Annotated in this window: 24 protein-coding genes; 12 read left to right on the top strand and 12 right to left on the bottom strand. The window is 52.0% G+C overall.

The window, feature by feature from the left end:
• On the top strand, window positions 1–531 hold a 531-nt coding region (locus tag J5224_RS19970; protein ID WP_264627015.1), incomplete at its 5' end, for a LysR substrate-binding domain-containing protein.
• A 101-nt stretch (window positions 532–632) separates the two neighbouring features.
• Window positions 633–1,493 (top strand): hypothetical protein, encoded by an 861-nt coding sequence (locus J5224_RS19975; RefSeq protein WP_264627016.1) that lies wholly within the window; start codon window positions 633–635, stop codon window positions 1,491–1,493.
• Between the two features lie 50 nt (window positions 1,494–1,543).
• Here the strand turns inward: J5224_RS19975 and tldD are convergent, their stop codons facing one another.
• From tldD to csrD, 9 genes are all read right to left on the bottom strand, one after another.
• Window positions 1,544–2,989, bottom strand: a complete 1,446-nt coding sequence (tldD, locus tag J5224_RS19980) for a metalloprotease TldD (protein WP_264627017.1) — start codon at window positions 2,987–2,989, stop codon at window positions 1,544–1,546.
• 68 nt (window positions 2,990–3,057) lie between these two features.
• Window positions 3,058–6,882 (bottom strand): AsmA2 domain-containing protein YhdP, encoded by a 3,825-nt coding sequence (gene yhdP / locus J5224_RS19985; RefSeq protein ID WP_264627018.1) that lies wholly within the window; start codon window positions 6,880–6,882, stop codon window positions 3,058–3,060.
• Between the two features lie 72 nt (window positions 6,883–6,954).
• Window positions 6,955–8,424, bottom strand: coding sequence for a ribonuclease G (rng, locus tag J5224_RS19990; protein WP_264627019.1), 1,470 nt, complete (start codon window positions 8,422–8,424; stop codon window positions 6,955–6,957).
• On the bottom strand, window positions 8,414–9,007 hold the full coding sequence (locus J5224_RS19995; protein ID WP_264627020.1) for a Maf family protein: 594 nt from the start codon (window positions 9,005–9,007) through the stop codon (window positions 8,414–8,416). The genes rng and J5224_RS19995 overlap by 11 nt, the downstream gene beginning before the upstream one ends.
• Window positions 9,008–9,078: 71 nt before the next feature.
• Window positions 9,079–9,567, bottom strand: a complete 489-nt coding sequence (gene mreD, locus J5224_RS20000; RefSeq protein WP_264627021.1) for a rod shape-determining protein MreD — start codon at window positions 9,565–9,567, stop codon at window positions 9,079–9,081.
• Entirely contained in the window at window positions 9,564–10,640 is a 1,077-nt protein-coding gene (gene mreC, locus J5224_RS20005) for a rod shape-determining protein MreC (RefSeq protein WP_264627022.1), read from the bottom strand. The genes mreD and mreC overlap by 4 nt, the downstream gene beginning before the upstream one ends.
• Window positions 10,641–10,891: 251 nt before the next feature.
• Window positions 10,892–11,935, bottom strand: coding sequence for a rod shape-determining protein MreB (gene mreB, locus J5224_RS20010; RefSeq protein WP_004385136.1), 1,044 nt, complete (start codon window positions 11,933–11,935; stop codon window positions 10,892–10,894).
• A 44-nt stretch (window positions 11,936–11,979) separates the two neighbouring features.
• A complete protein-coding gene (locus tag J5224_RS20015; RefSeq protein WP_264627023.1) occupies window positions 11,980–12,168 on the bottom strand; it encodes a hypothetical protein in 189 nt (62 codons plus the stop codon).
• An 84-nt stretch (window positions 12,169–12,252) separates the two neighbouring features.
• Entirely contained in the window at window positions 12,253–14,187 is a 1,935-nt protein-coding gene (gene csrD / locus J5224_RS20020; protein ID WP_264627024.1) for an RNase E specificity factor CsrD, read from the bottom strand.
• A 285-nt stretch (window positions 14,188–14,472) separates the two neighbouring features.
• On the opposite strand from csrD, the gene msrP reads away from it, so the two are divergent.
• The 10 genes from msrP to fis all read left to right on the top strand — a co-directional run bounded on the left by msrP (window position 14,473) and on the right by fis (window position 22,952).
• On the top strand, window positions 14,473–15,486 hold the full coding sequence (gene msrP, locus J5224_RS20025; protein WP_264627025.1) for a protein-methionine-sulfoxide reductase catalytic subunit MsrP: 1,014 nt from the start codon (window positions 14,473–14,475) through the stop codon (window positions 15,484–15,486).
• Window positions 15,487–16,086, top strand: coding sequence for a protein-methionine-sulfoxide reductase heme-binding subunit MsrQ (gene msrQ, locus J5224_RS20030; protein WP_264627026.1), 600 nt, complete (start codon window positions 15,487–15,489; stop codon window positions 16,084–16,086).
• A 230-nt stretch (window positions 16,087–16,316) separates the two neighbouring features.
• Window positions 16,317–16,769 carry a type II 3-dehydroquinate dehydratase gene (aroQ, locus tag J5224_RS20035; protein WP_264627027.1) on the top strand — a complete coding sequence of 151 codons (453 nt, stop codon included), beginning with the start codon at window positions 16,317–16,319 and terminating at the stop codon, window positions 16,767–16,769.
• Window positions 16,770–16,807: 38 nt separating this feature from the next.
• Complete coding sequence (gene accB, locus J5224_RS20040) at window positions 16,808–17,278, top strand: acetyl-CoA carboxylase biotin carboxyl carrier protein (protein WP_264627028.1); 471 nt, start codon at window positions 16,808–16,810, stop codon at window positions 17,276–17,278.
• Window positions 17,279–17,307: 29 nt separating this feature from the next.
• Window positions 17,308–18,651, top strand: coding sequence for an acetyl-CoA carboxylase biotin carboxylase subunit (accC, locus tag J5224_RS20045; protein ID WP_264627029.1), 1,344 nt, complete (start codon window positions 17,308–17,310; stop codon window positions 18,649–18,651).
• Window positions 18,652–18,727: 76 nt separating this feature from the next.
• On the top strand, window positions 18,728–18,970 hold the full coding sequence (locus tag J5224_RS20050) for a YhdT family protein (RefSeq protein WP_264627035.1): 243 nt from the start codon (window positions 18,728–18,730) through the stop codon (window positions 18,968–18,970).
• A complete protein-coding gene (gene panF, locus J5224_RS20055) occupies window positions 18,960–20,411 on the top strand; it encodes a sodium/pantothenate symporter (protein ID WP_264627030.1) in 1,452 nt (483 codons plus the stop codon). The genes J5224_RS20050 and panF overlap by 11 nt, the downstream gene beginning before the upstream one ends.
• A 17-nt stretch (window positions 20,412–20,428) precedes the next feature.
• Complete coding sequence (gene prmA, locus J5224_RS20060; RefSeq protein ID WP_264627031.1) at window positions 20,429–21,310, top strand: 50S ribosomal protein L11 methyltransferase; 882 nt, start codon at window positions 20,429–20,431, stop codon at window positions 21,308–21,310.
• A gap of 356 nt (window positions 21,311–21,666) precedes the next feature.
• Window positions 21,667–22,632 carry a tRNA dihydrouridine synthase DusB gene (gene dusB / locus J5224_RS20065; protein ID WP_264627036.1) on the top strand — a complete coding sequence of 322 codons (966 nt, stop codon included), beginning with the start codon at window positions 21,667–21,669 and terminating at the stop codon, window positions 22,630–22,632.
• A 23-nt stretch (window positions 22,633–22,655) separates the two neighbouring features.
• Window positions 22,656–22,952: a DNA-binding transcriptional regulator Fis gene (gene fis / locus J5224_RS20070; RefSeq protein ID WP_012883002.1), complete on the top strand. Its 297-nt coding sequence runs from the start codon at window positions 22,656–22,658 to the stop codon at window positions 22,950–22,952.
• A gap of 295 nt (window positions 22,953–23,247) precedes the next feature.
• On the opposite strand, the gene J5224_RS20075 is transcribed toward fis, so the two are convergent.
• The 3 genes from J5224_RS20075 to J5224_RS20085 form a co-directional block, all read right to left on the bottom strand.
• Window positions 23,248–23,628, bottom strand: coding sequence for a hypothetical protein (locus tag J5224_RS20075; RefSeq protein WP_264627032.1), 381 nt, complete (start codon window positions 23,626–23,628; stop codon window positions 23,248–23,250).
• A 22-nt stretch (window positions 23,629–23,650) separates the two neighbouring features.
• A complete protein-coding gene (locus J5224_RS20080; protein WP_264627033.1) occupies window positions 23,651–24,454 on the bottom strand; it encodes a hypothetical protein in 804 nt (267 codons plus the stop codon).
• A 185-nt stretch (window positions 24,455–24,639) separates the two neighbouring features.
• The gene (locus J5224_RS20085; RefSeq protein ID WP_264627034.1) at window positions 24,640–25,050 is read right to left on the bottom strand and encodes a hypothetical protein; all 411 of its coding nucleotides are present in this window, start codon (window positions 25,048–25,050) and stop codon (window positions 24,640–24,642) included.
• Window positions 25,051–26,313 lie beyond the last annotated feature (1,263 nt).

Here is a 26,313-nt window from a genome sequence, read left to right on the forward strand (position 1 = left end):
CTGATTGCGGACGGGTTGGATATTGTCATCCGCGTGGGTGCCTTGCAGGACTCCAGCCTGTTTGCCAAACGTCTCGGTTCAATGCCAATGGTGGTGTGTGCCGCCAAACGTTACTTGACGCAGCATGGCACCCCGGAAAAACCCTCAGACGTGGAAAGTTTCTCCTGGTTGGAGTACACCGTGCGTGCAGACAGTGAGTTCGAACTGATCGCTCCAGAGGGGATTTCCACCAAGATCGCCCCGCAGGGTCGCTTTGCCACTAACGATCCGCAGACGCTGGTACGCTGGCTCAAAACCGGCGCGGGCATCGCCTATATTCCACTGATGTGGATTATTGATGAGATTGCGCGCGGCGAAGTGGAAATACTGTTCAGCCGCTATCACTCCGATCCGCGCCCGGTTTACGCGTTGTATACGCGCAAGGATAATTTACCGCTCAAAGTACAACTGTGTATCAATTATATGACGGAGTATTTTAAGAACGTTGCACAAATATATCAAAGCCATAGAGAAGAAACGCTGGGGAAATAACCACTTTAACATTACGGCATTAACCTTAAAATTAAGTTTGGTATAGATTATCTTCACGTTCACGCTGTTACACTGTGCTTTATTTAACCAAGGGAGCACTTATGACAACAGCATTTAATATTTCAGGGGGGTTGTTTACCAGAACAATAACGCTTGATGAAATAGAGAGTATAAAAAACTCTAAAAATCAAAGTGAAATAAAAAGCCTTTGGGGTAAAATTGCAGATTGGTTTTGCGGAACCAATAAAGAAAAGGCAAAAAAAGCGTTATTTGAACTGTTCAAAAATGATGATGGGGATATAAAAATAGACGCTTTTAATCAGTTAAAAGCCATGGTGTCACCCGCATTTAAAGATACATTCACCTACAAGACAACAATAATAAGTGATACCTCATTTACCGTCAATCTGTCTATTGGTGCTCTGTTTTCTACGGGTGATATCTCTACGGCGGGAAAATGCATCAGTCTTAATGAGCATATAAAATCCTTCACTCCAGAATATTTTATCGCGCGAGATATTCATTTGGAACAAGTAATAAAAGACATACCAAGAAGTGAAATGTATTTTTGTCATACCACTACCCATCATGAACGCATTACCGTTGACATGCTGCCACAGATTATAAATAAGATATCAGAAAAACAAAAAGAATCGCTAAATGTTGCACTCTCTCAAATTGGCATTATCGATATCAAGAATCAAATTAATCAGCATACCAAGGAGATGTCACTGCTCGGAGATCCCAGTAAAAAATTATTTCTTTCTTTAGAGAGTAAGGGGAATGTCACCGTTGAAATTCATATTATGAATAACTTTGATGTGGAAAAATATCGAGTTTATCAAGAGATTTACCCTGAATATAAATATCCCTGTTTATACGCAAAAGCGCAGATTGATATCGACACTAGCGGTAACTGTAATATCTCTGACATTACCCTCTCACACCCCGGCATTGAGTAGTCACCATCATGCATTTTTATACTAACATGACGGTGACAAAGCACGGGAACTTACGCTGTACCACCCACCGTCATGCTATCCAGTTTCAGCGTCGGTTGCCCAACGCCAACAGGCAGGCTTTGGCCCTCTTTGCCACATACGCCAACGCCCTTATCGAGCGCCAGATCGTTACCTACCATGGAAATCTGCTGCATGGCTTCGATCCCGGAGCCAATCAGGGTTGCCCCTTTAACCGGCGTAGTGACTTTGCCATTTTCAATCAGATAGGCTTCGGAGGTAGAGAACACAAACTTACCGGAGGTGATATCCACCTGACCACCGCCAAAGTTAGGCGCATATAAACCGTATTCCACGCTGGAAATAATCTCTTCCGGCGTCGATTTTCCCGCCAGCATGTAGGTATTGGTCATGCGCGGCATCGGCAAATGGGCATAAGACTCACGGCGACCATTACCGGTCGGCGCAACCCCCATCAAACGCGCGTTGAGCTTGTCCTGCATATAGCCTTTCAGCACACCGTTCTCAATCAGCACGTTGTATTGCCCCGCCACGCCTTCGTCATCCATCGCCAGCGAACCGCGGCGTCCTTCCAGCGTGCCATCATCCACCACGGTGCACAGTTCAGAGGCCACCAGCTTGCCCATCTGTCCACTGAACACCGACGTGCCACGGCGGTTAAAATCCCCTTCCAGACCGTGTCCGACAGCTTCATGCAGCAGCACCCCCGGCCAGCCCGCGCCCAACACCACCGGCATGGTGCCCGCAGGCGCAGCAACAGCGGAAAGGTTGACTAGCGCCATACGCACCGCTTCTTTCGCCCAGGCTTCCACCCGCGCTTCACCATCCACCACTTGCCAGAAGTAGTCGTAACCCACGCGCGCGCCACCACCGCTGGCACCGCGTTCACGTTTGCCGTCCTGCTCAACCAGCACACTGATCGACAAACGCACCAGCGGGCGTACATCGGCCGCCAGCGTGCCGTCAGTTGCCGCCACCAGCACGTGTTCGTAGACACCGGTCAGGCTGACGCTCACTTCCTGTACGCGGGCGTCGGCGGCACGCGCCACGCTGTCTGCGCGTTGCAGCAGTGCCAGTTTCTCTTCACGGCTCAGGCTATCCAGCGGGTTAAGCTGCGGATACAGCGCGCGATGCACGTTTTCCCCCAGCGTACGAACGCGGCCATTACCCTGCTCGCGCACAATGCTGCGCGCCGCCTGAGCGCTTTGATGCAGCGCATTGAGTGTGATCTGGTCCGCATAAGCAAACCCGGTTTTTTCTCCGCTTACCGCGCGAATGCCGACCCCTTGATCGATATTGTAAGAACCATCTTTAATAATGCGGTCTTCCAGCACCCAGGATTCATGGTAACTGGATTGAAAATAGAGATCGGCATAATCCAGGCGGCGTTCATTCAATACCTCTAACACCGAGAACAGGTCTTGCTGGCTCAAGTTGTTAGCAGTGAGTAACTGTTCACTGACAAACGAAAGACTCATATTTTTTCCACTTTAGTTCACATGAAACCGATGAATAAACGGCACGATGCCATCACGATGCAGGCGGATTAACGCCGCTCCTGCGCCGCATTTTTTTGCGGCTCGCGCAGGACTTCCTTAATCGTAGGCTGATCCAGGCTGCCATGAATCTGGTAGCGAATCAGCGAGATTTTGTTCCAGAGTGGTGCCAGCACCTTACTGGCTGCAAACACGGCAGCACCAATCACCGGGTTGACCACAAAGGCGGTAGCCACCCCCACCGTGGCTGATATTTCCGGTGCGATCACTGCTTCCATGGCAATTTGGCGGTTAGCCAGATCGACACTGCCCTTCATGGCGATATCCGCTTCTAATCCGTCTACCAGCATATCATCGGTGTGCAACACGCCGTCCTTAATCCAGGCCGTGCTGCGGATGGAGTCAAAATAGAAGCCTTTGCCAAAGGTATCACTAAAATCAAACTGCAATTTGCGCAGCAGCGCATCAAAGCTCACCAGACGCAGCAAGCGCCCCGCCTGACCCGTCCCCGCATTGACGATGTCCCCCTTGCCAATACGCGTGTGCAAAATACCACTCAGGCTTGCCAGATGCGGTGCCCACGGCGAACCGCGCCAGTAGAGATCATAGTCAACATCAAAGGTTGCTGCACGCAGCGGCGTATCAATACCAAACCAGTCGGCATTTTGCTCCAGCGTGCCACCTGTCAAACGCCCTTTGAGTGCGGTGCGAACCCCTTCTGCATTCTCCTGCCAACTGCCGCTGGCAGTCAGCTTGGCTTTGCCGGTATCAATCACTCCCTCACTGAGCGTCAGCTTATCTTTTTCTGGTTGCAACGTCGCCGAGATTTGGCCCAGGTTCTGCCCGGCAATCCAGCATTCTCGGCAGGCAAGCTGCAACGCGGGCCAGTCTTCAAAGCGGATGCTAGGGTCATTAAGCGGTGATTTTTTCTCCGCCAGCGCCACGGGGTTGGTTGCTTCATCCCCTTTCCACTGCGGATTGTAATAGAGGTAGCGAATATCCGCGCGCCACATGCCGTTCTGTGGCACCGTCAAGTTAGCATCAATCTCACGTCCGGTAGTGTGAATTTCATTGCCCTGCGGGGTATTACGGCTATTGAGTACCACGTCATGCCACTGTTGGCCAAGCAGTTGCAGCGCAGGCGTACGCAGCGTCACGCTTTCCGGCACATGGAGATTGTTTTGTGCCCCTTTGCGCAAGGTCGTATCGCCACGCAGGGCGGGCAGTAATCCCAACCAGCGCTCCGCATCCAGCGCGGGTAGCATCAACACCAGTTCAGGCTGTTCCGGCAGCGCGGGCAGCGTTTGGGCATCTTGTTGCCACACCGCTCGCGCGAGCGTCAGCGCATCGCCGTGCAGCAGCCACTGACTGTTAAAGTGTGCGGATTTTCCCAAGCTCCCCGAGAGCGCAAACCCCTTGAGATCCCCTTTGGCAGCAATCTTGAGCGGTACCGCCGTTCCCTGTGTCTTATTGAAAGGCTCAGGTAAGCGAGTACTTACATTTTTCAGGTCGGCATCGACGCTGACCTCATAGGTCTCCGCGCCTTTATAGGGCAGATTCACCCTTACATCGCTATGCCAGGCGGCGGTTCCCGACAGGGCGGTTTGTACGGCTTTTGGCAGACCGGGGAATTGTGCGGGTGCCCATTCGCCGTTCAGCCCCACCTTTACCAGAAAGGCTTTTTCCTGCTCTTCGGTGTTGAAACTGAACGTGACGGGCTGCCCTAACCAGTTAGCCGCAATATCATCGCTGTTCAGGGTACCATTGCGATAATGAAAGCGCCCCTTGAGCTGTTTCAACGTACTATTCAGCGGCTTGATATACAGGCTATTGTTACTGAGTTGAATATCACCACTGGCCTCGACTTCACCGTGCGCCAGGGGGATATCAAGGTGCAACGTACCATTGACGCTACCGCCAATTTGCAGTTGCTTTAACGCGCTCCCCACGCTGTCTTTGAGCGGCGTTTGTTCAAAATAGTGCCCAACATCAGGCCCTTCCCCTTGAAGTTCGCCATCGATCAGTAACTTTTCTTTACTGTAGTCAGGGATGGCGGCAAGAATGTTTCTGCCAGCGACATTCCCCAACTGCGTTGACGGCGCGGACATCCACAGGCCATTGTTGGCAAAATTGAGATCGATATCCAGCGGTGACAGCGCGGGCCAACCGGGTTCAAACTCAAAGGTAGCCGCGCGCAGCGGCACCCACACTTGAAACTGGCCTTCGTTATGCTCAAAGGGGAAATGCGACGGGTTACCGGCAAAAACCAGCGTAGCATTGTCGACGTGCCCCCCTTTTAGCGCGCCGGTCAGGTAGTTCACCAGTTGCGTGCCCATCAGCGGTTCCGGGAAGTAACGCCAAGCTTCAGACGCATCGGTTAGACGAATTCCCGCCAGAATATCCAGACGCGGCTCCCCATTCACCGGATGACGGTATTGAAAATCTCCCTGAACCTGTAGCGCACGTGCTTGTACATTCAGTCCTTTACTCCACACTTCCCAGCCGTCGGCGGCATTGCTCCAATCAACAGCACCGTTTGCCTGCTGAATCTCAAACGGTGCACGGAACTGATTGCCGCTGGGTAGTTCACTTTGTGGCAAGGCAAAAGTCACGCGCCCACGCTCAACGCTGCCACTCAGCGTGCCAGCCAGCTTTTCGCCGCCCGGCAACCATTCCCACGCTTTCCAGCGCAGATCGCGCCATGCCGCTTGAAAACGACTTTTTTCCGGTTGTTTTAAGGGAATATCAAGGGCCAGTTGTGTCAGAAGCCCTTCCGGTTGCAGCGCCTCCCAGCGCGTTTTAAGCTCAGGTGTGGCGGTGGACAGCAGCGGTAGCAAGGAGCGCAATCGCGCCAGACTCAACTCACTGGCGCGCACCCGCAGCATATCTTGCTGCTCTGCCGACGATGCGGGTACCCAGCTCGCGGCCAGACTCCCCTTTGGCCAGGCAACACCGTCCGTTGCCAGGTTCAAGACAGGGACGGCAACCTGCCAGCCCTCTCCTTCCCGTGTGGCATGCAGTGCTAGCTCGTCTACGCTCAGACGATGGGTAGTGTCTCCTTCTTTCCAGGCGGCCGAGCCCTGGGCCAAAAAGACATCGCTGGCAACCAGCGATCCGCTGCGCACCTGCAACCAGGCCGCCAGATTGAAATTGGCGCTCTCCAGCCCGGTATTATTTTTTAGCCAGCGGCTGATCCAGGGCTTCATATCCATATTGTCAGCCTGTAGGTACACCGTGCCGTCATTCAGATGCCCCTGAATAGCCTGCAAATCCATGCGTACCTGCACCACGCCGTGCTGCCCAGTGAAACTCGACAGGCTGATTTGCCCTTCGGCACGGTGTCGGTTGTTGCGGTTCAACCAGGTTAATTGCGGGATGGCAAGTTCAACACGATCGCCAGAAGGCGTGAGGAAAGAGAGGCGACTGTCGCGCAGATCGAAGTGATCGAACTGTTGAAGGAACAATGTACTTAGACGATCGGTTTCGATCAGGCTACCGTCGGCTCGCTGGCCAGTCAATGTCGCATCCAGCGTCAGGTGCATACGGTGAAACGTCAGATCGCGAAACTGCCAGCGCGCATGCAGCAATGACTGCCACACATCCAGCGCAAGCGTGATGCGCTCTGCCTGCCAGCGTGCAGCGGGCGACTCGCTCGTCAGGCCATCGATCGAAAGCGTCGGTCCAAAAGAGGCCCAACTGCCAGTAAGGCGTTGCGCATCAACCACGACACCCGTCGTCGACGTCACCCACGCCATGATTTGCGGCCGAAAACGATCGAGCTGCGGCATCGCTAATCGTAAACCACTGACGATCAGCGCCACGACAACAATCATCGTAGCACCCGTCATCAGCAGTAGGCCGGGCAGTCGCCTCACACTATTCTCCTTGATCTTCGTCGCAGGCGACGCGGGGAAGTCATTCTGTTCGGTTTATCATCGACATGGGGATTACATCATCACCACATCAAACTGTTCCTGGCTGTACAACGGCTCAATCTGCACCTTGACCTGTTTGCCGACAAAGATTTCCACTTCCGCCAGGGCATGGGATTCTTCGCTTTTCAATACCTCAGCCACCGCAGGCGATGCGTATACCAGGAAGCGATCGGTGTCATAGGCATGGTGCACCCGCACAATTTCACGCATGATTTCATAGCAAACGGTCTCGACGCTTTTCACCCGGCCGCGACCATGGCAGGTCGGGCACTGATGACACAGCACATGTTCAATGCTCTCACGGGTGCGCTTGCGCGTCATCTCCACTAATCCTAGTTGAGAGAAACCATTAATACTGGTTTTAACCCGATCTTTGGCGAGCGCCTGCTCCAGAGAGTGCAGCACCCGCCGACGATGATCCTCATTGCTCATGTCGATGAAATCGATAATGATAATACCACCGAGGTTGCGCAGCCGCAGTTGGCGGGCAATGGCCTGCGTCGCTTCAATATTGGTGTTAAAAATGGTCTCATCCAGATTGCGATGGCCGACAAAAGCGCCGGTATTGATGTCTATCGTCGTCATCGCCTCGGTTTGATCGATGATCAGGTAGCCACCGGATTTCAGTTCGACCTTTCTGTCCAGCGAGCGCTGAATTTCATTCTCCACGTCATAGAGATCGAAAATCGGCTGGCGTCCGGCGTAATGCTCCAGCTTATTGGTGGTTTCCGGAATATAGTCCGTGGTGAACTCCAGCAGCGCGTCATAGGTCAGGCGCGAGTCGATGCGGATGCGATCCAAGGCCGCACCGGCAAAATCACGCAGGATACGCTGCGCCAGCGCCACTTCACCGTACAGTTTGCATTTGGTCTGGTTACGTTTTTTACGCTCACTGACTTTGGTCCACAGGCGTTTGAGGAACGCGGCGTCAGAAGACAGCTCATCTTCCCCAATCCCTTCTGCCGCCGTGCGGATAATAAACCCGCCCTGCTCGTCGCAGTATTCACTGACGATTTTCTTCAGGCGTTCACGTTCTACTTCACTTTCAATACGCTGTGAAACACCAACGTGGGCCGCACCGGGCATGAAAACCAGATAGCGTGATGGCAGCGTAATATCGGTGGTCAGTCGGGCACCTTTGGTACCGAGCGGATCTTTCACCACCTGCACCATCAAGTCCTGCCCCTGGCGCACCAGTTCAGCGATATCGCGCACGTGGAAATTTTTCTGCTCTTCGCCGGCCACGCATTCGGTGTGGGGCATAATGTCTGACGCGTGCAAGAACGCCGCTTTATCCAGCCCGATATCCACGAAGGCGGCCTGCATACCCGGCAATACCCGGCTGACACGGCCTTTATAGATATTGCCCACGATGCCGCGTTTCGCTTCGCGCTCAATGTGGATCTCTTGCAGTATTCCGCCGTCAATGTAGGCAACGCGCGTTTCCGACGGCGTCACGTTGACCAGTAACTCAGCTGTCATTTTCTGCTCCTGCCGTGCGTAACGCTATAATCTGATTATACAATTCATGGGTTTCCACCAGCGGCAAACCGACAACCGCGTGGTAGCTGCCAGCGATCGCCTTGACGAAACAGCCGCCTTTACCCTGAATGCCGTAGGCTCCCGCTTTATCCATCGGCTCGCCGCTGGCAACGTAGTGGGTAATGTCCTGCGACGTCAGCGCGCGAAACGTCACGTCGGTCACCACCAGCGCACTGCACTGGGTGCGACGATCGGCCAACGTGACCGCAGTCATCACCTGATGCTGTCGCCCTGACAGCATCGATAAAATGTGCGCAGCGTGGGCTTCGTCACGCGGTTTTTCCAGTACCTGTCCTTCCAGCACCACGATGGTATCGGCCCCCAATACCGGCAAATCTTGCGGTGCGGCAGCAACCCCTGCCTGCGCTTTATCCCGCGCCAAGCGGCGCACATAGGCCTCTGCCGTTTCATGCGCTGCCCGCTGTTCAATAACATCAACGCGCAACAGTTCAAAAGGGATGTCCAGCAACGTAAGCAGTTCGCGGCGGCGCGGTGAACCCGAGGCCAGATAGAGCGCAGTCATATATCCTCGCTACGTAGCCACGCTACGTATTCTACTGTAGGCGCTCCGGTTAAGGACTACGCCCTTATTGATTATTGTACTGTGAACTGACGGCGAATTTTGCGCATCAACAGGAAGAGCCAGGGCCACAACACGCCATCGACCACACAGTTCCACAAATTTTCTGGCCTGAACGACACATTGCTTACCAGGAATTCTGCCCAGAAGACAATCAGATCCATCACCAGCGAGAGCACCATGACGATCAGGGCTTGTTGCCAGAGCGCCATATTGCGGAACAGTTGAAACTTGAAGGCCACCAGATAGGCGACAATGCTGAGCGCCAGCGCTCGCACGCCGAGCGTGGACCCTAAAATAAGATCCATCACCATTCCCAGCACAAAACCGGTGCCGACGTTGACCCGATGCGGTAACGCCATTACCCAATAAATCAGAAACAGTGAGAGCCACGATGGCCGGAAGTGATAGAACTGATCCGGCCACGGCATGATTTGCAGCGCCATGGCGATCAGGAACGATAACCAGATGATCCAGTTGCCGTGACGGCGATAGCGGTTCATTGGCGTCCTCCCTGTGCTGGCGTAGCCGCAGGCGGCGTATTACGTTGAGGTTGTTGGCCTTGAGGCGCACTGCGCGCAGGGGCGTTTTTCGGCTGTGCATTTCCCTGCGGCGGCGCGGCGGGTGCGGCGGCAGCAGGCGGTGCGGGCGGGCCCATTTCATCGGGGGATGGTAAAACCTGCGGCATCATCTGCATCAAGCGTTCGTTAGCGACGCGGTGCACTTCTTGCGGTGGCAGCCCTTTGCCCGACACGTCATCGACGCCCCACAACAGCAGCAAATAACGTAAACGTTGCAGACCGGCGGTAGGATGCGCCTTGATAACGGTGTAGGCGCGTTGCGTATCCACCTTCACTTCGGAGACGACGCCCACCGGATATCCTTCAGGGAAACGACCGCCCAGTCCAGATGTCACTAGCACATCGCCGACACGAATATCGGTGTTGTTGGGCAAATGCTCCAGTTGCAGATCGTCAGTGCAGCCATTACCGGCAGCAATCACGCGAATATCATTGCGCAGCACCTGAATCGGCAACGCATGGGAAACATCGCAGATCAGCAGTACTCGGCTGGTCAACTGACCGACCGCAACAACCTGCCCGACCACCCCTTTATCACTGATAACCGGTTGCCCTTCGTAGACCCCGTGCGCCGCACCTTTATCAATAACCACCTGATCGCTATAGGGGTCAGTGCCTGCGGAAATCACCTGAGTCACCATCTTCTGCTCATCCTGACGCAGCGGCGATCCCAACAGTTCGCGCAGACGCGCATTCTCCTGTTTCAGTTGGCCGAGCAGCAGCAGATCGCTGTTACGCAGTTGCAGTTCCTGGCGTAACGCACGGTTTTCCAACGCCAGCTGATTTTTGGTCGCCAGCGATTCAGAGACATTATCCAATACTTCACGCGGCCCGTTGGCGAGAAAATAGAACGGGCTAACCGCCGTATCCATATAGGTACGGATCTTGAGAAACGTCCCCAAGCGGCTGTCGGCGATAATGATCGCCATCGCCGTGAAGACGGCAAGAAAAAGTCGCAATTGCAGGGAAGGTCCCCTGCTAAAAATCGGCTTCATAAAGGTTGCGTATTCCTCAACGCGAATAAAGAACGCCCGACACGCTCAATACTAAAGAGACCATTCATGTTATTCACCGCCGTCATGCCCGCAGAAACGCTGGGGCAGAGGGGCGTCGGGCGTAGGGAATTACGCTAATGGCGATACCCGTGAAAACGACTCGCCACAGAATAAAAAAAGAGGGGCTACCCTACGGGATGAAAAACAACGCTGTTTCCCCATACGGTTCCCCTTCCTTTTATTCGGCACTCTTACTCTTCGCTGAACAGATCACCGCCGTGCATGTCGATCATTTCCAGCGCTTTACCGCCACCGCGAGCCACACAGGTCAGCGGATCTTCGGCAACGACCACCGGGATGCCGGTCTCTTCCATCAGCAGGCGATCCAGGTTACGCAGCAGCGCGCCACCACCGGTCAACACCATGCCGCGTTCAGAAATATCGGAAGCCAGTTCTGGCGGGCACTGCTCCAGCGCCACCATCACCGCGCTCACGATGCCAGTCAACGGCTCCTGCAACGCTTCCAGAATTTCGTTCGAATTCAGGGTAAAGCCGCGCGGTACGCCCTCAGCCAGGTTACGACCACGCACTTCGATTTCGCGCACTTCATCGCCCGGATACGCAGAACCAATTTCGTGCTTGATGCGTTCCGCCGTCGCTTCACCGATCAGCGAGCCGTAGTTACGGCGCACATAATTGATGATGGCTTCATCGAAGCGGTCACCACCAATGCGCACGGAAGAGGAGTAAACCACACCGTTCAGGGAGATAACCGCCACTTCTGTGGTACCGCCACCGATATCCACCACCATGGAGCCCGTTGCTTCAGAAACCGGCAATCCAGCACCGATAGCCGCTGCCATGGGTTCTTCAATCAGGAACACTTCGCGCGCCCCAGCCCCTTGCGCAGATTCGCGAATGGCACGGCGTTCAACCTGAGTAGCACCGACCGGCACACACACCAGTACGCGCGGGCTCGGACGCATAAAGCTGTTGCTATGCACTTGTTTGATGAAGTGCTGCAACATTTTCTCGGTCACGAAAAAGTCGGCGATAACACCGTCTTTCATCGGGCGGATAGCTGCGATATTACCCGGAGTACGACCAAGCATCTGTTTGGCTTCATGGCCTACGGCGGCGACGCTCTTAGGCGAACCGGCACGATCCTGACGGATAGCGACCACAGACGGCTCATTCAGTACAATGCCCTGCCCTTTAACATAAATCAGGGTATTGGCGGTACCCAGGTCGATGGACAAGTCGTTGGAAAACATGCCACGAAATTTTTTAAACATAACGAAAGGATAATCCTGCAAGCTGGGGGCGAAAAGAAATCCGCCTACTTTACCAACCACACGGTGCAGCGACAAGGCACGACAGCGCTCTGCATCGGTGAAAAATTCCCCTGAGTCTTACGCATCACGTTCCCCTGAAAAACGGTCGGGGCGGTATTTCTTTGTGCAGTAAAGCGAGTTACCGCTTTTTCACGCAATCGGATGGCATCGACACAGGACACAAAATCTAACATTTTATCGGCCAGTCCATGCAATAAGCACACACTAACCGATTTATAAACCACGCATTCTACGTCAATTTACCTGCGACATTCACCCTAAACACGATGCCGAGGTGAATATTTTTTCAACTCATCGCTGACAGGGATAGACGCCGCGAAAAAATCGCCCTGACCACCGTAAACGCCGCGACTTGCTAGCGTATTCCACTCTTCCTGAGTTCTTACGCCTGCGGCAAACACGTTAGCAGACGTTCCCTTGCAGGCTTCTATCAGGCTTTGTACAAAAAGCTGATTTTCTGTCCTGCGTTCAAAACGGCGCACCAGACCTGGATGCAACTTGATGACTTCCACCTGTAACGTTCTGATATAAGTCGTGCTGACCAAGGTCAGCCCGGCTTGCGTCACCGCCAGACGACACCCCAACCCCACCAATGTATTCAGAATAGGACGCAAGCGCTCGATATACTGACACACATCAGACTCAGCAAGTTCAAACAATATGCGTTGACGCTGCTGTTTCGGACATTGCAATAGCACTTCTTGTAGCCAACGCCAGAAAGGACGCTGCAACAGCGAATCCACATTGACGGGCATCGCCAGCGTCTCTTGCGACCAGGAAGCAGACAGCGCGATGATTTGTGACACCAGCAGCCGGTCATAATTGGGCGTCAGCCCCAATTGCTGCACCAGCGGCATATATTCGGCGGCCAGCAGAACCTGATCGCCATCGGTAATACGCGGCATGATTTCCCGATGATGCACCACGCCATCGCGCGTCACCGCCGGTTTTTGGCACAAATGAGGGCCACCTTTTGCCAGCGTCCGCTCCAGCAATGTGCGCCATTTCACGCTGCCGCGCCCCTTGTCAGGCACTTGCCTGTCAAATACGCACCAGCCGTTTCCGCCCTGCAATACCGCATTGCGCGTAGCATCCTCCACGCTTTCCATCACCTGCTCAGAACTCTGCCCGCTGGCATAGGCACAGATGCCGATATGCAGTACATCTTCACGATCGATAAGCGGCGTGATCGGCAGAATATCCAGCGCTTTAACTAACTGCGCCGCAATAATATCCGCTTCTTTCAGCGAACGGTGCGGCAGCAGCACAGCAAAATCACTGTTGAAATAACGAGCCAGCAGCGCGGAAGGGTAACGCATGACAAAGGTCGACAACATATTGACCAGCGTATTGCGGTACTCACGCAGTTCATTGGCATAGCGATGCGTTTCCTGCAAGGTATCGAAATCCGGCAGGCGAATCATCATTACCACACCGTGGGTGCCGACATTTTCTGCGTCTTCCAACTGTGTGGTGAGTTGGTTATCGAAAAACAGGCGATTGCTTAATCCGGTTTCCGCATCCTGGGCGGCAAACGCGCGAATCAGCGTATCCAGTCGGCTGCGTTCTTCCCGTGCGTCGGCAAGATCCGACAGCAACTGATCGAACGCACTGCTGGCGCTATCGGGCCATTCGCGTACCGAACCGCGCGCCACCGATTCGCGTTCACCGCGCAGAATGCGGTTTGCGCGCGTCTCCAACTGTTCGTGCCCTGCTACCTTACGGCGAAAGCGCCGCAAGGCAAACACCAGCAGCGCGGGCATACACGCCATCGCCACCACCATAGCGATGGTGGAGAAAATCCAGCGCGGCGAGCCAAAAAAGGGATCCAGATAAGTCAGGTTGACGCGAAAGTCGGCATTTTGCATCAACGGCAGTTGCATCACATGGTGCACATAATCGTCTTCTGCGCTCATCAGTTCCGGCAGTCGCAGCGAATATTGCAGGTTGTGATCGAGGTCGCGGATCTCCAGCAGCACCACCCCCGCCGCCTTCATCATTGACGGCAGCCAAAAGCGCAACCGTTCAGGAGGTTGCACCAACAGCGCTTGATCGATACTGGTCACGATAGCGTGAAGCTGGTTATCAACCTGCTGTAGATTATCATCAACAATGGTGATTAACCCTATGATAAACAGCAGGGATATGACGACGACCAGCACCACCGTCATCAATGAAGAAAATTTCGTCATTCGCCCATCCCTGCATCCTCTCGCCGCACGAGGTCATACCCCCGCGCCGTATTCACCACTGTTGTTCATACTACCTGTTACAAATATAGACACTAAAGGATTTTCCCAGACTTTTCCTCTCCGGTCACAATCACATTGCGATCGTGGCGTAAACGCCACCGATAACGACCGCCAGTTTCCCTTTAGGCGGGTCGTGCAACACTCTGCAATGAACTCTTTTTTGCTCGAACCGTCTTATCTTCCATACTTACTGTACTCAGTCGTCGTACCCCGTGGAGCATCATCATGTCTGACTCTTATCGTCAACGCCAACCGAGCGCCGCCGACGTTACCCCTGAGGGGATTTTTCACCAGCGCCGCGCCGTGATGAAAGCGCTGGGCATCGCTGCCGCTTCGCTGAGCCTGCCGCTTAGCGCACAGGCGGATGTGCTGGACTGGCTCACCGGCGGCAAAAAAAAACCGACGGCACCGCCGCCCACGCCGCTCACCTTCACACCGGAATCCAATGCGCCAACGTCACTCACGTTGACACCCGAGGACAAGGTCACCGGCTATAACAACTTCTATGAATTCGGGCTGGATAAAGCCAACCCGGCCGCCAATGCCGGCGGGTTGCGTACTGAAGGCTGGAAGATACAAATAGAAGGGGAAATCGCCAAACCCGTCACGCTGGATATCGACGACATTATCAAGCGCTTTCCGCTGGAAGAGCGTATCTATCGCTTTCGCTGCGTCGAGGCCTGGTCAATGGTGATTCCCTGGGTGGGATTTCCTCTGGCAAAACTGATTCAGTTCGTAGAGCCAACCAGCGCCGCGCGCTATGTTGCCTTTCAAACCCTGCACGATCCCGAACAGATGCCGGGACAGAAAGATCGCTTTCTCGGTGGCGGGCTTGACTATCCTTATGTAGAAGGCTTAACCCTGGAAGAGGCACTACATCCCTTGACACTGCTGGCACTAGGCGTCTATGGCAAAACCCTGCCCCCGCAGAACGGCGCGCCCATCCGTCTGGTAACACCGTGGAAATACGGATTCAAGAACATCAAATCCATCGTGAAAATCCGCTTTACCCGCGAACGACCGCCTTCAACCTGGAATCTGGCGGCCCCCGATGAATATGGTTTTTATGCCAATGTGAACCCGGGTGTTGACCACCCACGCTGGTCACAGGCCAGTGAACGGGTGATTGGTGCAGGCGGGTTGCTTAACGTTCAGCGCCAACCGACGCTGCTGTTTAACGGCTATGCCGAGCAGGTGGCGCACCTATATCGCGGCCTGAACCTGCGGGATAATTTCTGAATGCGTCTGACACTCCGCCAGGTGTTCTGGTTAAAAATCATCTTGCATGCTGCCGCAGCGTTACCGTTGCTGTGGCTGTTTTATGCCCTTCAACACGGAGCATTGAGCGCCGATCCGGCCAAAGATATCCAGCATTTTACCGGGAGAATGGCGCTCAAACTGCTGCTGGCAACGCTGATGGTGACACCGTTGGCGCGCTACGGTAAACAGCCTCTGTTGATCCGCTGTCGCCGCTTGCTCGGCCTGTGGTGTTTTGCCTGGGCCACGCTGCATCTGACCAGCTATGCGCTGTTGGAACTGGGGCTCGCCAACCTCGCGTTGTTGGGCCAGGAGCTGATTAACCGCCCTTACCTGACGCTGGGCGCCCTCAGTTGGCTGCTGCTGTTGGCCTTGGCAGTCACCTCGTTTCAGGCGGCACAACGCACGCTTGGCAAAAACTGGCAACGCATACACAACCTTATCTATGTCATCGCGGTTCTCGCGCCCATTCATTATTTATGGTCGGTAAAAATCTTATCGCCACAGCCCGTGATCTATGGGCTAAGTGCGCTGCTCTTGTTAGCACTGCGTTACAAAAAGTTCCGCCAGTGGTGGCGTTGATATCGGGAAAGCGCCAGTGGCGCAACGCCGCGCGCGGCGGGGGCGTCAAAGCCATTTGCGGAGATAAGACCAGTATTTAGCTGCTAATTGCCACGATATGGTTATAATGCCCGACCTTATCGCCCGGTGAACAATTTACGTTGCCAAAAGGTGACAAACGATGTGCTTCGCGCTATGTTGTGCGACACGTTTTTCTACAAACTGGGTGTATCGCGGGAGATAGCGGCACAATGGCAGAGAGATTTCACATTTTGCTTTTGAACGGTCCCAACCTGAATCTGCTGGGAACCCGTGAGCCAGAGAAGTACGGCAGCACTACGCTTGCTGAGATCGTCAGCGGTCTGGAACATCAGGCGCAGGTGCTCAATGTACACTTCTCCCATGTCCAATCCAATGCTGAGCATGTACTGATAGAGACTATTCATCAGGCACGCGGCAATACGGATTTTATTTTAATTAACCCTGCGGCATTTACCCACACCAGCGTTGCATTACGTGATGCGCTGCTGGCCGTGGAAATTCCGTTTATTGAGATCCATCTGAGCAACGTGCACGCTCGCGAGCCGTTCCGTCATCACTCTTACCTGTCCGATGTGGCGGTGGGTGTGATTTGCGGCCTGGGCGCGGATGGATATGGCTATGCGTTACAGACGGCGGTAAAACGCCTGTCCACGTCAAACTAAATAAACCCATTTCAACAAATGAGTACGGAACCACATCCATGGATATTCGTAAAATCAAGAAACTGATCGAACTGGTTGAAGAATCCGGCATCGCCGAACTGGAAATTTCAGAAGGTGAAGAATCAGTACGTATCAGCCGTGCGCCGGTAGCACCGAGCTACCCGATGATGCAGCAAGCCTACGCACCAATGATGCAGCAACCTGCACCGGCATTGGCAACCGCTGTAGCTCCTGCGCCGGAAGCCGCCGTTGCCGCTGCACCGGCTGCCGTGAGCGGTCACACCGTGCGCTCTCCCATGGTCGGTACGTTCTACCGTACCCCGAGCCCGGATGCCAAGGCATTCGTTGAAGTGGGACAACGCGTTAACGTCGGCGATACCTTGTGCATCGTTGAAGCCATGAAAATGATGAACCAAATCGAAGCCGATAAAGCAGGCGTGGTGAAAGCCGTGCTGGTTGAAAACGGCCAACCGGTAGAGTTTGATGAGCCTTTGGTTGTCATTGAATAACCGGTTGTCATCGAATAACGAGGCTTACCATGCTAGATAAAATCGTTATCGCGAACCGCGGGGAGATCGCGCTGCGTATTTTGCGCGCCTGTAAGGAACTGGGCATCAAAACCGTTGCCGTTCACTCCACCGCTGACCGCGATCTGAAACATGTGCTGCTGGCGGATGAGACCGTGTGTATCGGCCCGGCGCCGTCGACCAAAAGCTACCTGAACATCCCGGCGATCATTTCCGCTGCGGAAATCACCGGCGCTGTGGCAATCCACCCCGGCTACGGCTTTTTGTCCGAGAATGCGGATTTCGCCGAGCAGGTTGAACGCTCCGGCTTTATCTTCATCGGCCCGCGTGCAGACACCATTCGCCTGATGGGTGACAAAGTCTCTGCCATTTCCGCCATGAAGAAAGCTGGCGTGCCGTGCGTACCGGGTTCTGACGGCCCGTTGGGCGACGACATGGACAAGAACCGCGCTTTTGGTAAACGCATCGGCTACCCGGTGATTATCAAAGCCTCTGGCGGCGGCGGCGGTCGTGGCATGCGCGTCGTGCGCAGCGAGAAAGATCTGGAACAATCCATCCTCATGACCCGTGCGGAAGCGAAAGCCGCTTTCAATAACGACATGGTGTATATGGAAAAATACCTGGAAAATCCGCGTCACGTGGAAATTCAGGTATTGGCTGACGGTCAGGGCAACGCTATCTATCTGGCGGAACGCGACTGCTCCATGCAGCGTCGCCACCAGAAAGTGGTGGAAGAAGCGCCAGCACCGGGCATCACGGCGGATTTGCGTCGCTACATTGGCGATCGCTGCGCGAAAGCCTGTGTGGATATCGGCTATCGCGGTGCCGGTACATTCGAATTCCTGTTTGAAAACGGTGAGTTCTACTTTATCGAGATGAACACCCGTATTCAGGTTGAGCACCCGGTAACGGAGATGATCACTGGCGTCGATCTGATCAAAGAGCAGTTGCGCATCGCTGCCGGTCAGCCGTTGTCGATCAAACAGGAAGAGGTCAACGTGCGCGGTCATGCGGTGGAATGCCGTATCAACGCCGAAGATCCCAACACCTTCCTGCCGAGTCCGGGCAAGATCACCCGTTTCCACGCTCCGGGTGGTTTTGGCGTACGCTGGGAATCGCACATTTACGCCGGCTACACCGTGCCGCCGTACTACGATTCCATGATCGGCAAATTGATCACATTTGGTGAAAGCCGCGATATCGCGATTTCCCGGATGAAAAACGCCTTGGCGGAACTGATCATTGATGGTATTAAAACCAACATTGAGTTGCAGTTGAAGATTATGAACGACGAGAACTTCCAGCACGGTGGAACCAATATCCACTATCTGGAGAAAAAGCTCGGTCTGCAATAATCTGCATCGTACACGCGTATAAAGGCCAGCCATGCTGGCCTTTTTGCTTGCTGGTACCGCTTTACAGGGAAAAACCATGGACAAACGCTTTCCCCAAGCGCACAAAGAGGCGCGATGGGCACTGTTCCTGACGCTATTTTACCTCGTAGGCTGGGTGGTCACCGCTTACGTGCCTGACAACACCGCCGGGTTGACCGGGCTGCCGCGCTGGTTTGAGTTTTCCTGCCTACTGTTGCCGCTGGTGTTTATCGTGCTGTGCTGGCTGATGACGCACCTGGTGTTTCGCGATATTCCGTTAGGAGATGACGATGCACAATGATGTGATTCTGCCGCTGGTCGTCTACCTGATGCTGGTGTTTGGGTTGTCGATTTACGCCTATCTGCGCCGCCGCGAGGGCAATTTCCTCAACGAGTACTTCCTCGGTAGCCGCTCAATGGGCGGGTTTGTGCTCGCCATGACGCTGATTGGCACCTATGTCAGCGCCAGTTCGTTTATCGGTGGGCCTGGTGCTGCCTATAAATACGGTCTGGGTTGGGTGCTGTTGGCGGTGATCCAAGTGCCCACCATGCTGCTTTCTCTCGGCATTCTGGGGAAAAAATTCGCCATTCTGGCACGGCGCTACAACGCCATTACGCTAAACGATATGCTGTATGCGCGTTATGGCAGTCGCCTGCTGGTATGGTTTGCCAGCCTGAGTCTGCTGGTGGCCTTTATCGGGGCGATGGCGGTGCAGTTTATCGGTGGCGCTCGCCTGCTGGAAACCGCCGCTAACGTGCCCTACGACGTTGGCCTGCTGATTTTCGGCGTCACGATAGCGCTTTACACCACCTTCGGCGGTTTTCGCGCCAGTGTGCTCAATGATGCGATGCAGGGCGTGGTGATGCTGATAGGCACGGTATTGCTGCTGGTGGCGATTATCTCTGCCGCAGGTGGGCTGGGCAGCGCGGTAGAAACGCTGCGTCAGATTGATCCGGCCTTGGTCGACCCGCACGGCAGCGGCCAGACGCTCACCTTCCCGTTTATGGCCTCATTCTGGGTATTGGTGTGCTTTGGTGTCATCGGCCTGCCTAACACTGCCGTACGCTGCATCTCTTACAAAGACAGCAAAGCGCTGCATCGCGGCATCATTATCGGCACCATCGTCATTACCGTGCTGATGCTGGGTATGCACCTGGCAGGCGCGCTGGGGCGCGCTATCATGCCTAATCTGACCGTTCCCGATCAGGTGCTGCCGGAACTGATGGTGAAAGTGCTGCCGCCACTGGCAGCGGGCATCTTCCTCGCCGCGCCCATGTCTGCCATCATGGCCAACATCAATGCACACCTGCTGCAAGCGTCCGCCACCATCATCAAAGATCTCTACCTGAGCGTAAAACCGCATCAAGCGCAGAATGAGCGCCATATCAAATGGCTCTCCAGCGCCACCACGCTGCTGCTCGGCGTGCTGACACTGCTGGCCTCCTGGCGACCGCCTGAAATGATTATCTGGCTCAATCTGCTAGCATTTGGCGGCCTGGAAGCGGTATTCCTGTGGCCACTGGTGCTCGGGCTTTATTGGGAACGCGCCAATGCGACCGGCGCGCTCAGCGCCATGATGGTCGGTGCCTTATGCTATACCCTACTTGCCACCTTTAAGCTGAACCTGGCGGGCTTTCACCCGATCGTCCCTGCCCTGTCGTTCAGCTTGTTGGCCTTTCTTATTGGTAACCGTTTTGGCAGCAACTCTGCGCCAAACGCTGCCGCAACACCTTCACATTAACGGGAACAGAGGCTGCTATGCCGTGGATTCAACTCAAAATCAATACGACGGGCGCGCAGGCTGAACAATTGGGCGATGCGCTTATCGAGAGCGGTGCGGTGTCCGTCACCTTTCAGGACACCCACGATACGCCAGTATTCGAGCCGCTGCCGGGTGAAACCCGTTTATGGGGCGATACCGATGTGATTGGGCTGTACGACGCCGAAACCGAGATGCCGGACGTGATAGCCCAACTGGAACAAGAGCCGCTGCTGGGTGCCGGTTTTCGCCATAAAATCGAGCAGTTGGAAGACAAGGACTGGGAACGGGAGTGGATGGACAACTTCCACCCGATGCAGTTTGGCAAACGCCTGTGGATCTGCCCGAGCTGGCGTGACATCCCTGACCCAAATGCCGTTAACGTGATGCTGGATCCCGGTCTGGCCTTTGGCACCGGCACGCATCCGACCACGTCTCTGTGCCTGCAATGGCTCGACGGTCTGGATCTGGCGGGCAAGACGGTTATCGATTTTGGCTGTGGTTCCGGTATTTTGGCAATCGCCGCGCTGAAACTGGGTGCCGCACAGGCAATTGGCATCGATATCGATCCTCAGGCCATTCAAGCCAGCCGCGACAATGCGCAGCGTAACGGCGTCTCAGAGCGTCTGGCGCTCTATCTGCCGAAAGACCAGCCCAATGACCTTTCTGCCGACGTCGTGGTTGCCAACATCCTTGCAGGCCCGCTGCGTGAGCTGGCACCGCTGATTAGCACACTGCCCAAAGCGGGAGGGCATTTAGGGTTATCAGGCATTCTGGCGTCACAGGCAGAGAACGTGGCAGCAGCTTACACCGACCTGTTCGACCTCGACCCGACCGTTGAGAAAGAAGAGTGGTGCCGCATTACCGGTATCAAGCGCTAAGCGTCACGGCGAGTGCCCTTAGCCGCTTTACGGTAGTTAGCGGCACTCGTCAGGCCTTGAGGTAAAGCCATTGCGCGAGAAACCACCCATTATTGCCCATGAAAACGCCACCGGGCGCGGCCTGTTCAGGCATTTGCGTACTGTTGCGCAGAAATGTTTGATCGAGCGATAGTTGGAGCAATGCGTGATTTTTCTTATAACGTACTGTAATAAAAAGACAATTATAAAATTTAATTGCGCGAAGACACATTTCCTTGATCTGTTCCGCGCAATTGCTCAAAGTTTGGCCTTTCATCTGGCGTAAAAAATGCGTAATATACGCGCCCTTGCAGACACAGTATGGTCACTCTTTGTCTATGCACATTGGACAATTTCAGCTAGCTAATCGATTGATCGCCGCCCCCATGGCTGGCGTCAGCGATCGCCCTTTCAGGACGCTCTGTCATGAGATGGGGGCTGGGATGACGGTCTCCGAAATGCTCTCCTCTAATCCGGAGGTGTGGCGTTCGGATAAGTCGCGTCTACGCATGGTACACAGCGATGAACCTGGGATCCGCGCCGTGCAGATTGCCGGAAGCGACCCTGATGAGATGGCTGCGGCAGCCAAAATCAACACAGATTTCGGCGCGCAAATCATTGATATCAACATGGGGTGTCCTGCAAAGAAGGTAAACCGCAAGATGGCGGGTTCTGCGCTGTTGCAGTATCCGGATTTGGTAAAACAAATCCTCTCCGCCGTGGTTAAGGCGGTGGACGTACCGGTCACGCTGAAAATTCGTACTGGCTGGGCACCGGAGCACCGTAACTGTGTAGACATTGCCAGACTGGCCGAAGCCTGTGGTATCCAGGCACTTACCGTACATGGCCGCACGCGTGCGTGCCTGTTCAACGGTGAGGCAGAATACGACAGCATTCGGGCGGTTAAGCAGGCCGTTTCCATTCCCGTTATCGCGAATGGCGACATTACAAGCCCGCATAAAGCCAGAGCGGTTCTTGATTACACCGGGGCAGATGCCCTGATGATAGGACGGGCTGCTCAGGGAAGACCCTGGATCTTTCGGGAAATCCAGCATTATCTGGACACGGGGGAGCAACTGGCACCGATGCCGTTGGCAGAAGTGAAGCGTTTGCTCTTCAAGCACATACGGGAATTGCACGACTTTTATGGTCCGGGCAAGGGATTCCGTATTGCTCGTAAGCACGTCTCTTGGTATCTCCAAGAGAACGCCCCCAATGACCAGTTTAGGCGCACATTCAACGCCATTGAGGATGCCAGCGAACAGCTGGAGGCGTTGGAGGCATATTTTGAAAATCTTGCGTAAACAGAAAAAGAGCTGACAGAACTATGTTCGAACAACGCGTGAATTCTGACGTACTGACCGTTTCTACCGTAAACTCTCAGGCTCAGGTAACCCAAAAACCCCTGCGCGACTCGGTTAAACAGGCACTGAAGAACTATTTCGCTCAACTTAACGGTCAGGATGTGAATGACCTGTATGAGCTGGTACTGGCTGAAGTTGAACAGCCACTGTTGGACATGGTGATGCAGTACACCCGTGGTAACCAGACCCGCGCGGCCCTGATGATGGGTATCAACCGCGGTACGCTGCGCAAGAAATTGAAAAAATACGGCATGAACTGATACGGGTTCGTTACCGTTGGTTTTTAGAAAAACGCTTGCCAGAAATGGCAGGCGTTTTTTGTTATGTTGACCCGACTCCACAACGAGAAGCATGCCTCGTATATACTCGTCATACTTCAAACTGCAGGTGTATTGGCTGTGTTCGCTCACCCGAATCACTTACCTGAGTAAGCTTATCGGGATTCACTTACTTGCCGCCGTCCTGTAACTCGAATTATTTTGGGTATAGACAAAATACGTTTAATGGCAAACTCATCATCAGTCATCTAGGTGAACAAAGAGCCGTCACTGATTATTAAAAAAGTTCAATGCCTAGTAAATATCCACCACTTTCACTATCCAAACAGAGGTTTACCGGAAGATTAAGTGCCTTTGCAATTTTTGCCGTACTAGAAAACTGATCTCTATGCTCTGTATCTTTATCCTGTTCTTTCAGTACCGTTTTATATATATGACCTTCGATTTCTATAGAGAACGCATACGCATTATCAGGATAAATTGTTGAAATACTAAATTTTTCAACATGAACATTATCCTTAAAATAATAGCTATTTCTCCCTCCAGTTTTAGTTTCAGGGCTGACGCATTGCGTTTCTAAAATACTGGTTACATGTGCATTTATACTTGTAGACATAACTATAGTGGTAAATACAATAGAACTGATGATTTTTTTCATTATTAACCCCTTATATTAATATTTAATCAAAAAATACTGATGCTATAATATGACTTCTACATTTAACCCATAACCTTATACTTGCTATGGCATCTCTTTTAAACGCATGGTCATGTGTGTGCCTATCACAAATTGAACAAGCTGTTCGGCTATATGCATCATCTTGCGGAAGAAATGGCATCTCATACGGCGAATCATTTATGTAAGAATGTCCAGGAATATAATTGATATTATTATGACGTATTATGAATCTCCCTTCTTGGTCATGGCCAACGTTCTCGTACTCGTCGGCATACATCACTAGTTCAGCGGGAATAGAACCTAATGACAACCATTCATTCTCATGATTATAATGAATGTACGTATCATTAAATCGTCGGTCACCTGTCATATAATAAGCTTGCAAAAGACTTTGGTTAGAACTATAGAATTGATCAGTTTGACGAATTGTGTATATATAATATCTCGAGCCTACAGGTGTCTGCGCTGGAGCCATGATATTTATTATGTCTAACGAACTCGAAGTAGAGAGAAACATGGAATTATTTTCCCCTTCATAACAACTTGTCCCCCTTATATGCTGATACATATCGTTATTGTTGCCAGAGGTAATAAATCCAATTTGAAAAACATCTTCAGGCAGGACAGTATCATAGCGATAAAGGAATGTACCTTGGACTATAGGTTGAAGTGGAGGGGGGACTAGGACTACGATGGGTTTATTATTAGTATTTGAACTATTATTAGATTGCGAGCTTTGATTTGAGTTTGCATACACACTATTGGTCAATAAGAGCATTGTACAAAAAAAAATCAGTTTAATCATCTTATCTCCGTAATCAATGAAAGAATGGAAAAAATATCAAAAAATATAATAATTGATTTATAACCAACCATTATTAATGTAGTGACATGGTAAATGCATCATTAATAATGGACGTGTTTTTCATATCGTTTAAAAATTTACATTTACACTCTAAATAATTCGCATTGAAGAACAAAGTAATAATATTAAGAAATTTCAATACCTAGCAAGCGCCCATCGCTTTTATCTCCTGGAACACCACTACCTTCATCATATTTTTTATTATCAACACAAACATTTACTGGAAGATTAAGCACCTTGGCCATTCTGGCAATATCGGAGAACTGTTCTGTAGATTTGGAACCTTCTCCGGTCTTAATAATCATTCTATATTTCAAATTTTTAATGACAACACCAAACCCATGTAAATTATTTTGCGTAATAGTTGAAATACTATATGATTCTATTCTGACATTTTTCTCATGCTTAGTCTTAGACTCGTCTCCGCTTGAATATGAATCACATAGTTTCTTAAAATTACTTTTTCCATTTGCACTTACATTTTCAGAAACGAAACACGAAAAAAAAATCATTAATAAGATAGTTTTATTCATCATTAACTCCATTAATTTAAACATGATCATTAAAAATCAATATGTTTTCTATATACATATAAAACCCTTTTATTTCATTATGCTTACCCCCTGTTTAACGACTATTCAATGTGTGCTATAAAGGTGGTGCGAGCACTGTTATAGAAACATAAAAATTACTTTATTAATTAATTACTTGAAAAATAGATTATTATTTTTTCTGATGCAAACAAATACTGTGCAAAAACCCAATATATATTGAACCATCCTCTTCCCGATCTAAACAATGATAATAAAGAATTGACATAACATTACACCAAAGAACCCCGTGCATTCACTCGAAAATATCGTTTATGCGAGGTTCCTCCAAAAATAATGACGCTTCAAAGATTGGTTTAAGCTCTATTCATACTATTATTCTGCTCACGACATGAACAGTGTACGCGTTAATCATCGACAAAGACTGCAACCCCTTGATTCTAATCTTCAGCAGTGCGGTGTAAACAAATCAAGCCGTCTCCACAGAATGAACATCAGGATTTCTTTTGCTTCGGTATTGCACAGATCAACCATCACGCAAGCTAAAACTCGGCACTGATCGATAATCGCTTCTACTTCTAATGGTGTGTCGTCAAATATGGAGCCCCTCCTGAAAGGAGAGGTGCAATTCAGGGTGAGTTTAGTTAGACTGGATATCAGCCATAGTGTTACCTCTTTTAACGTTGTGGTTAAATGTCCAGCAAGCACTAAGGCACATCACGTATCAAACACAAAATTATCATGATATAATAAACGTATCGCATTTCGTGTAAAGCCTGCTTTATTACAGGCTGAATTTTTCATATAAACATTCACAAGGAAACATAAAAAGAATAATGTTAAATGATAATGAAAGATAATAAAAATTTGTTTTTATTATCAAAAATTAAATAGTAAATCATATAAAAAATAAGCGATGTTCATTCAGCAATGATACTCAATGAGAATGTATGATAGTTTTGAAATAGAAATGACAACGCAGAAAGATGAACACCGCACTGCGTGCGAAAAAAGCCAGCAGCAGTGCGACACTCACCCGCCAAATTATTCAGACAGAAAGGGGCTTATAGTAGATCTGAATCGCTGCGCAGAGTGCAACGTCCATGTTGAATAACTCAGTTATCAAATCTCAACATCAATACCGTTACGCTTTAACAGTGCATTAAAATTATGCAGTTCCCAGATGGTTTTTCCCTGCTGAATTTGCGCACGCAGTTTCACTTCTTTTTCATCACGACTGCGCGAAGC

The organism is Candidatus Symbiopectobacterium sp. NZEC135 (assembly GCF_025962695.1).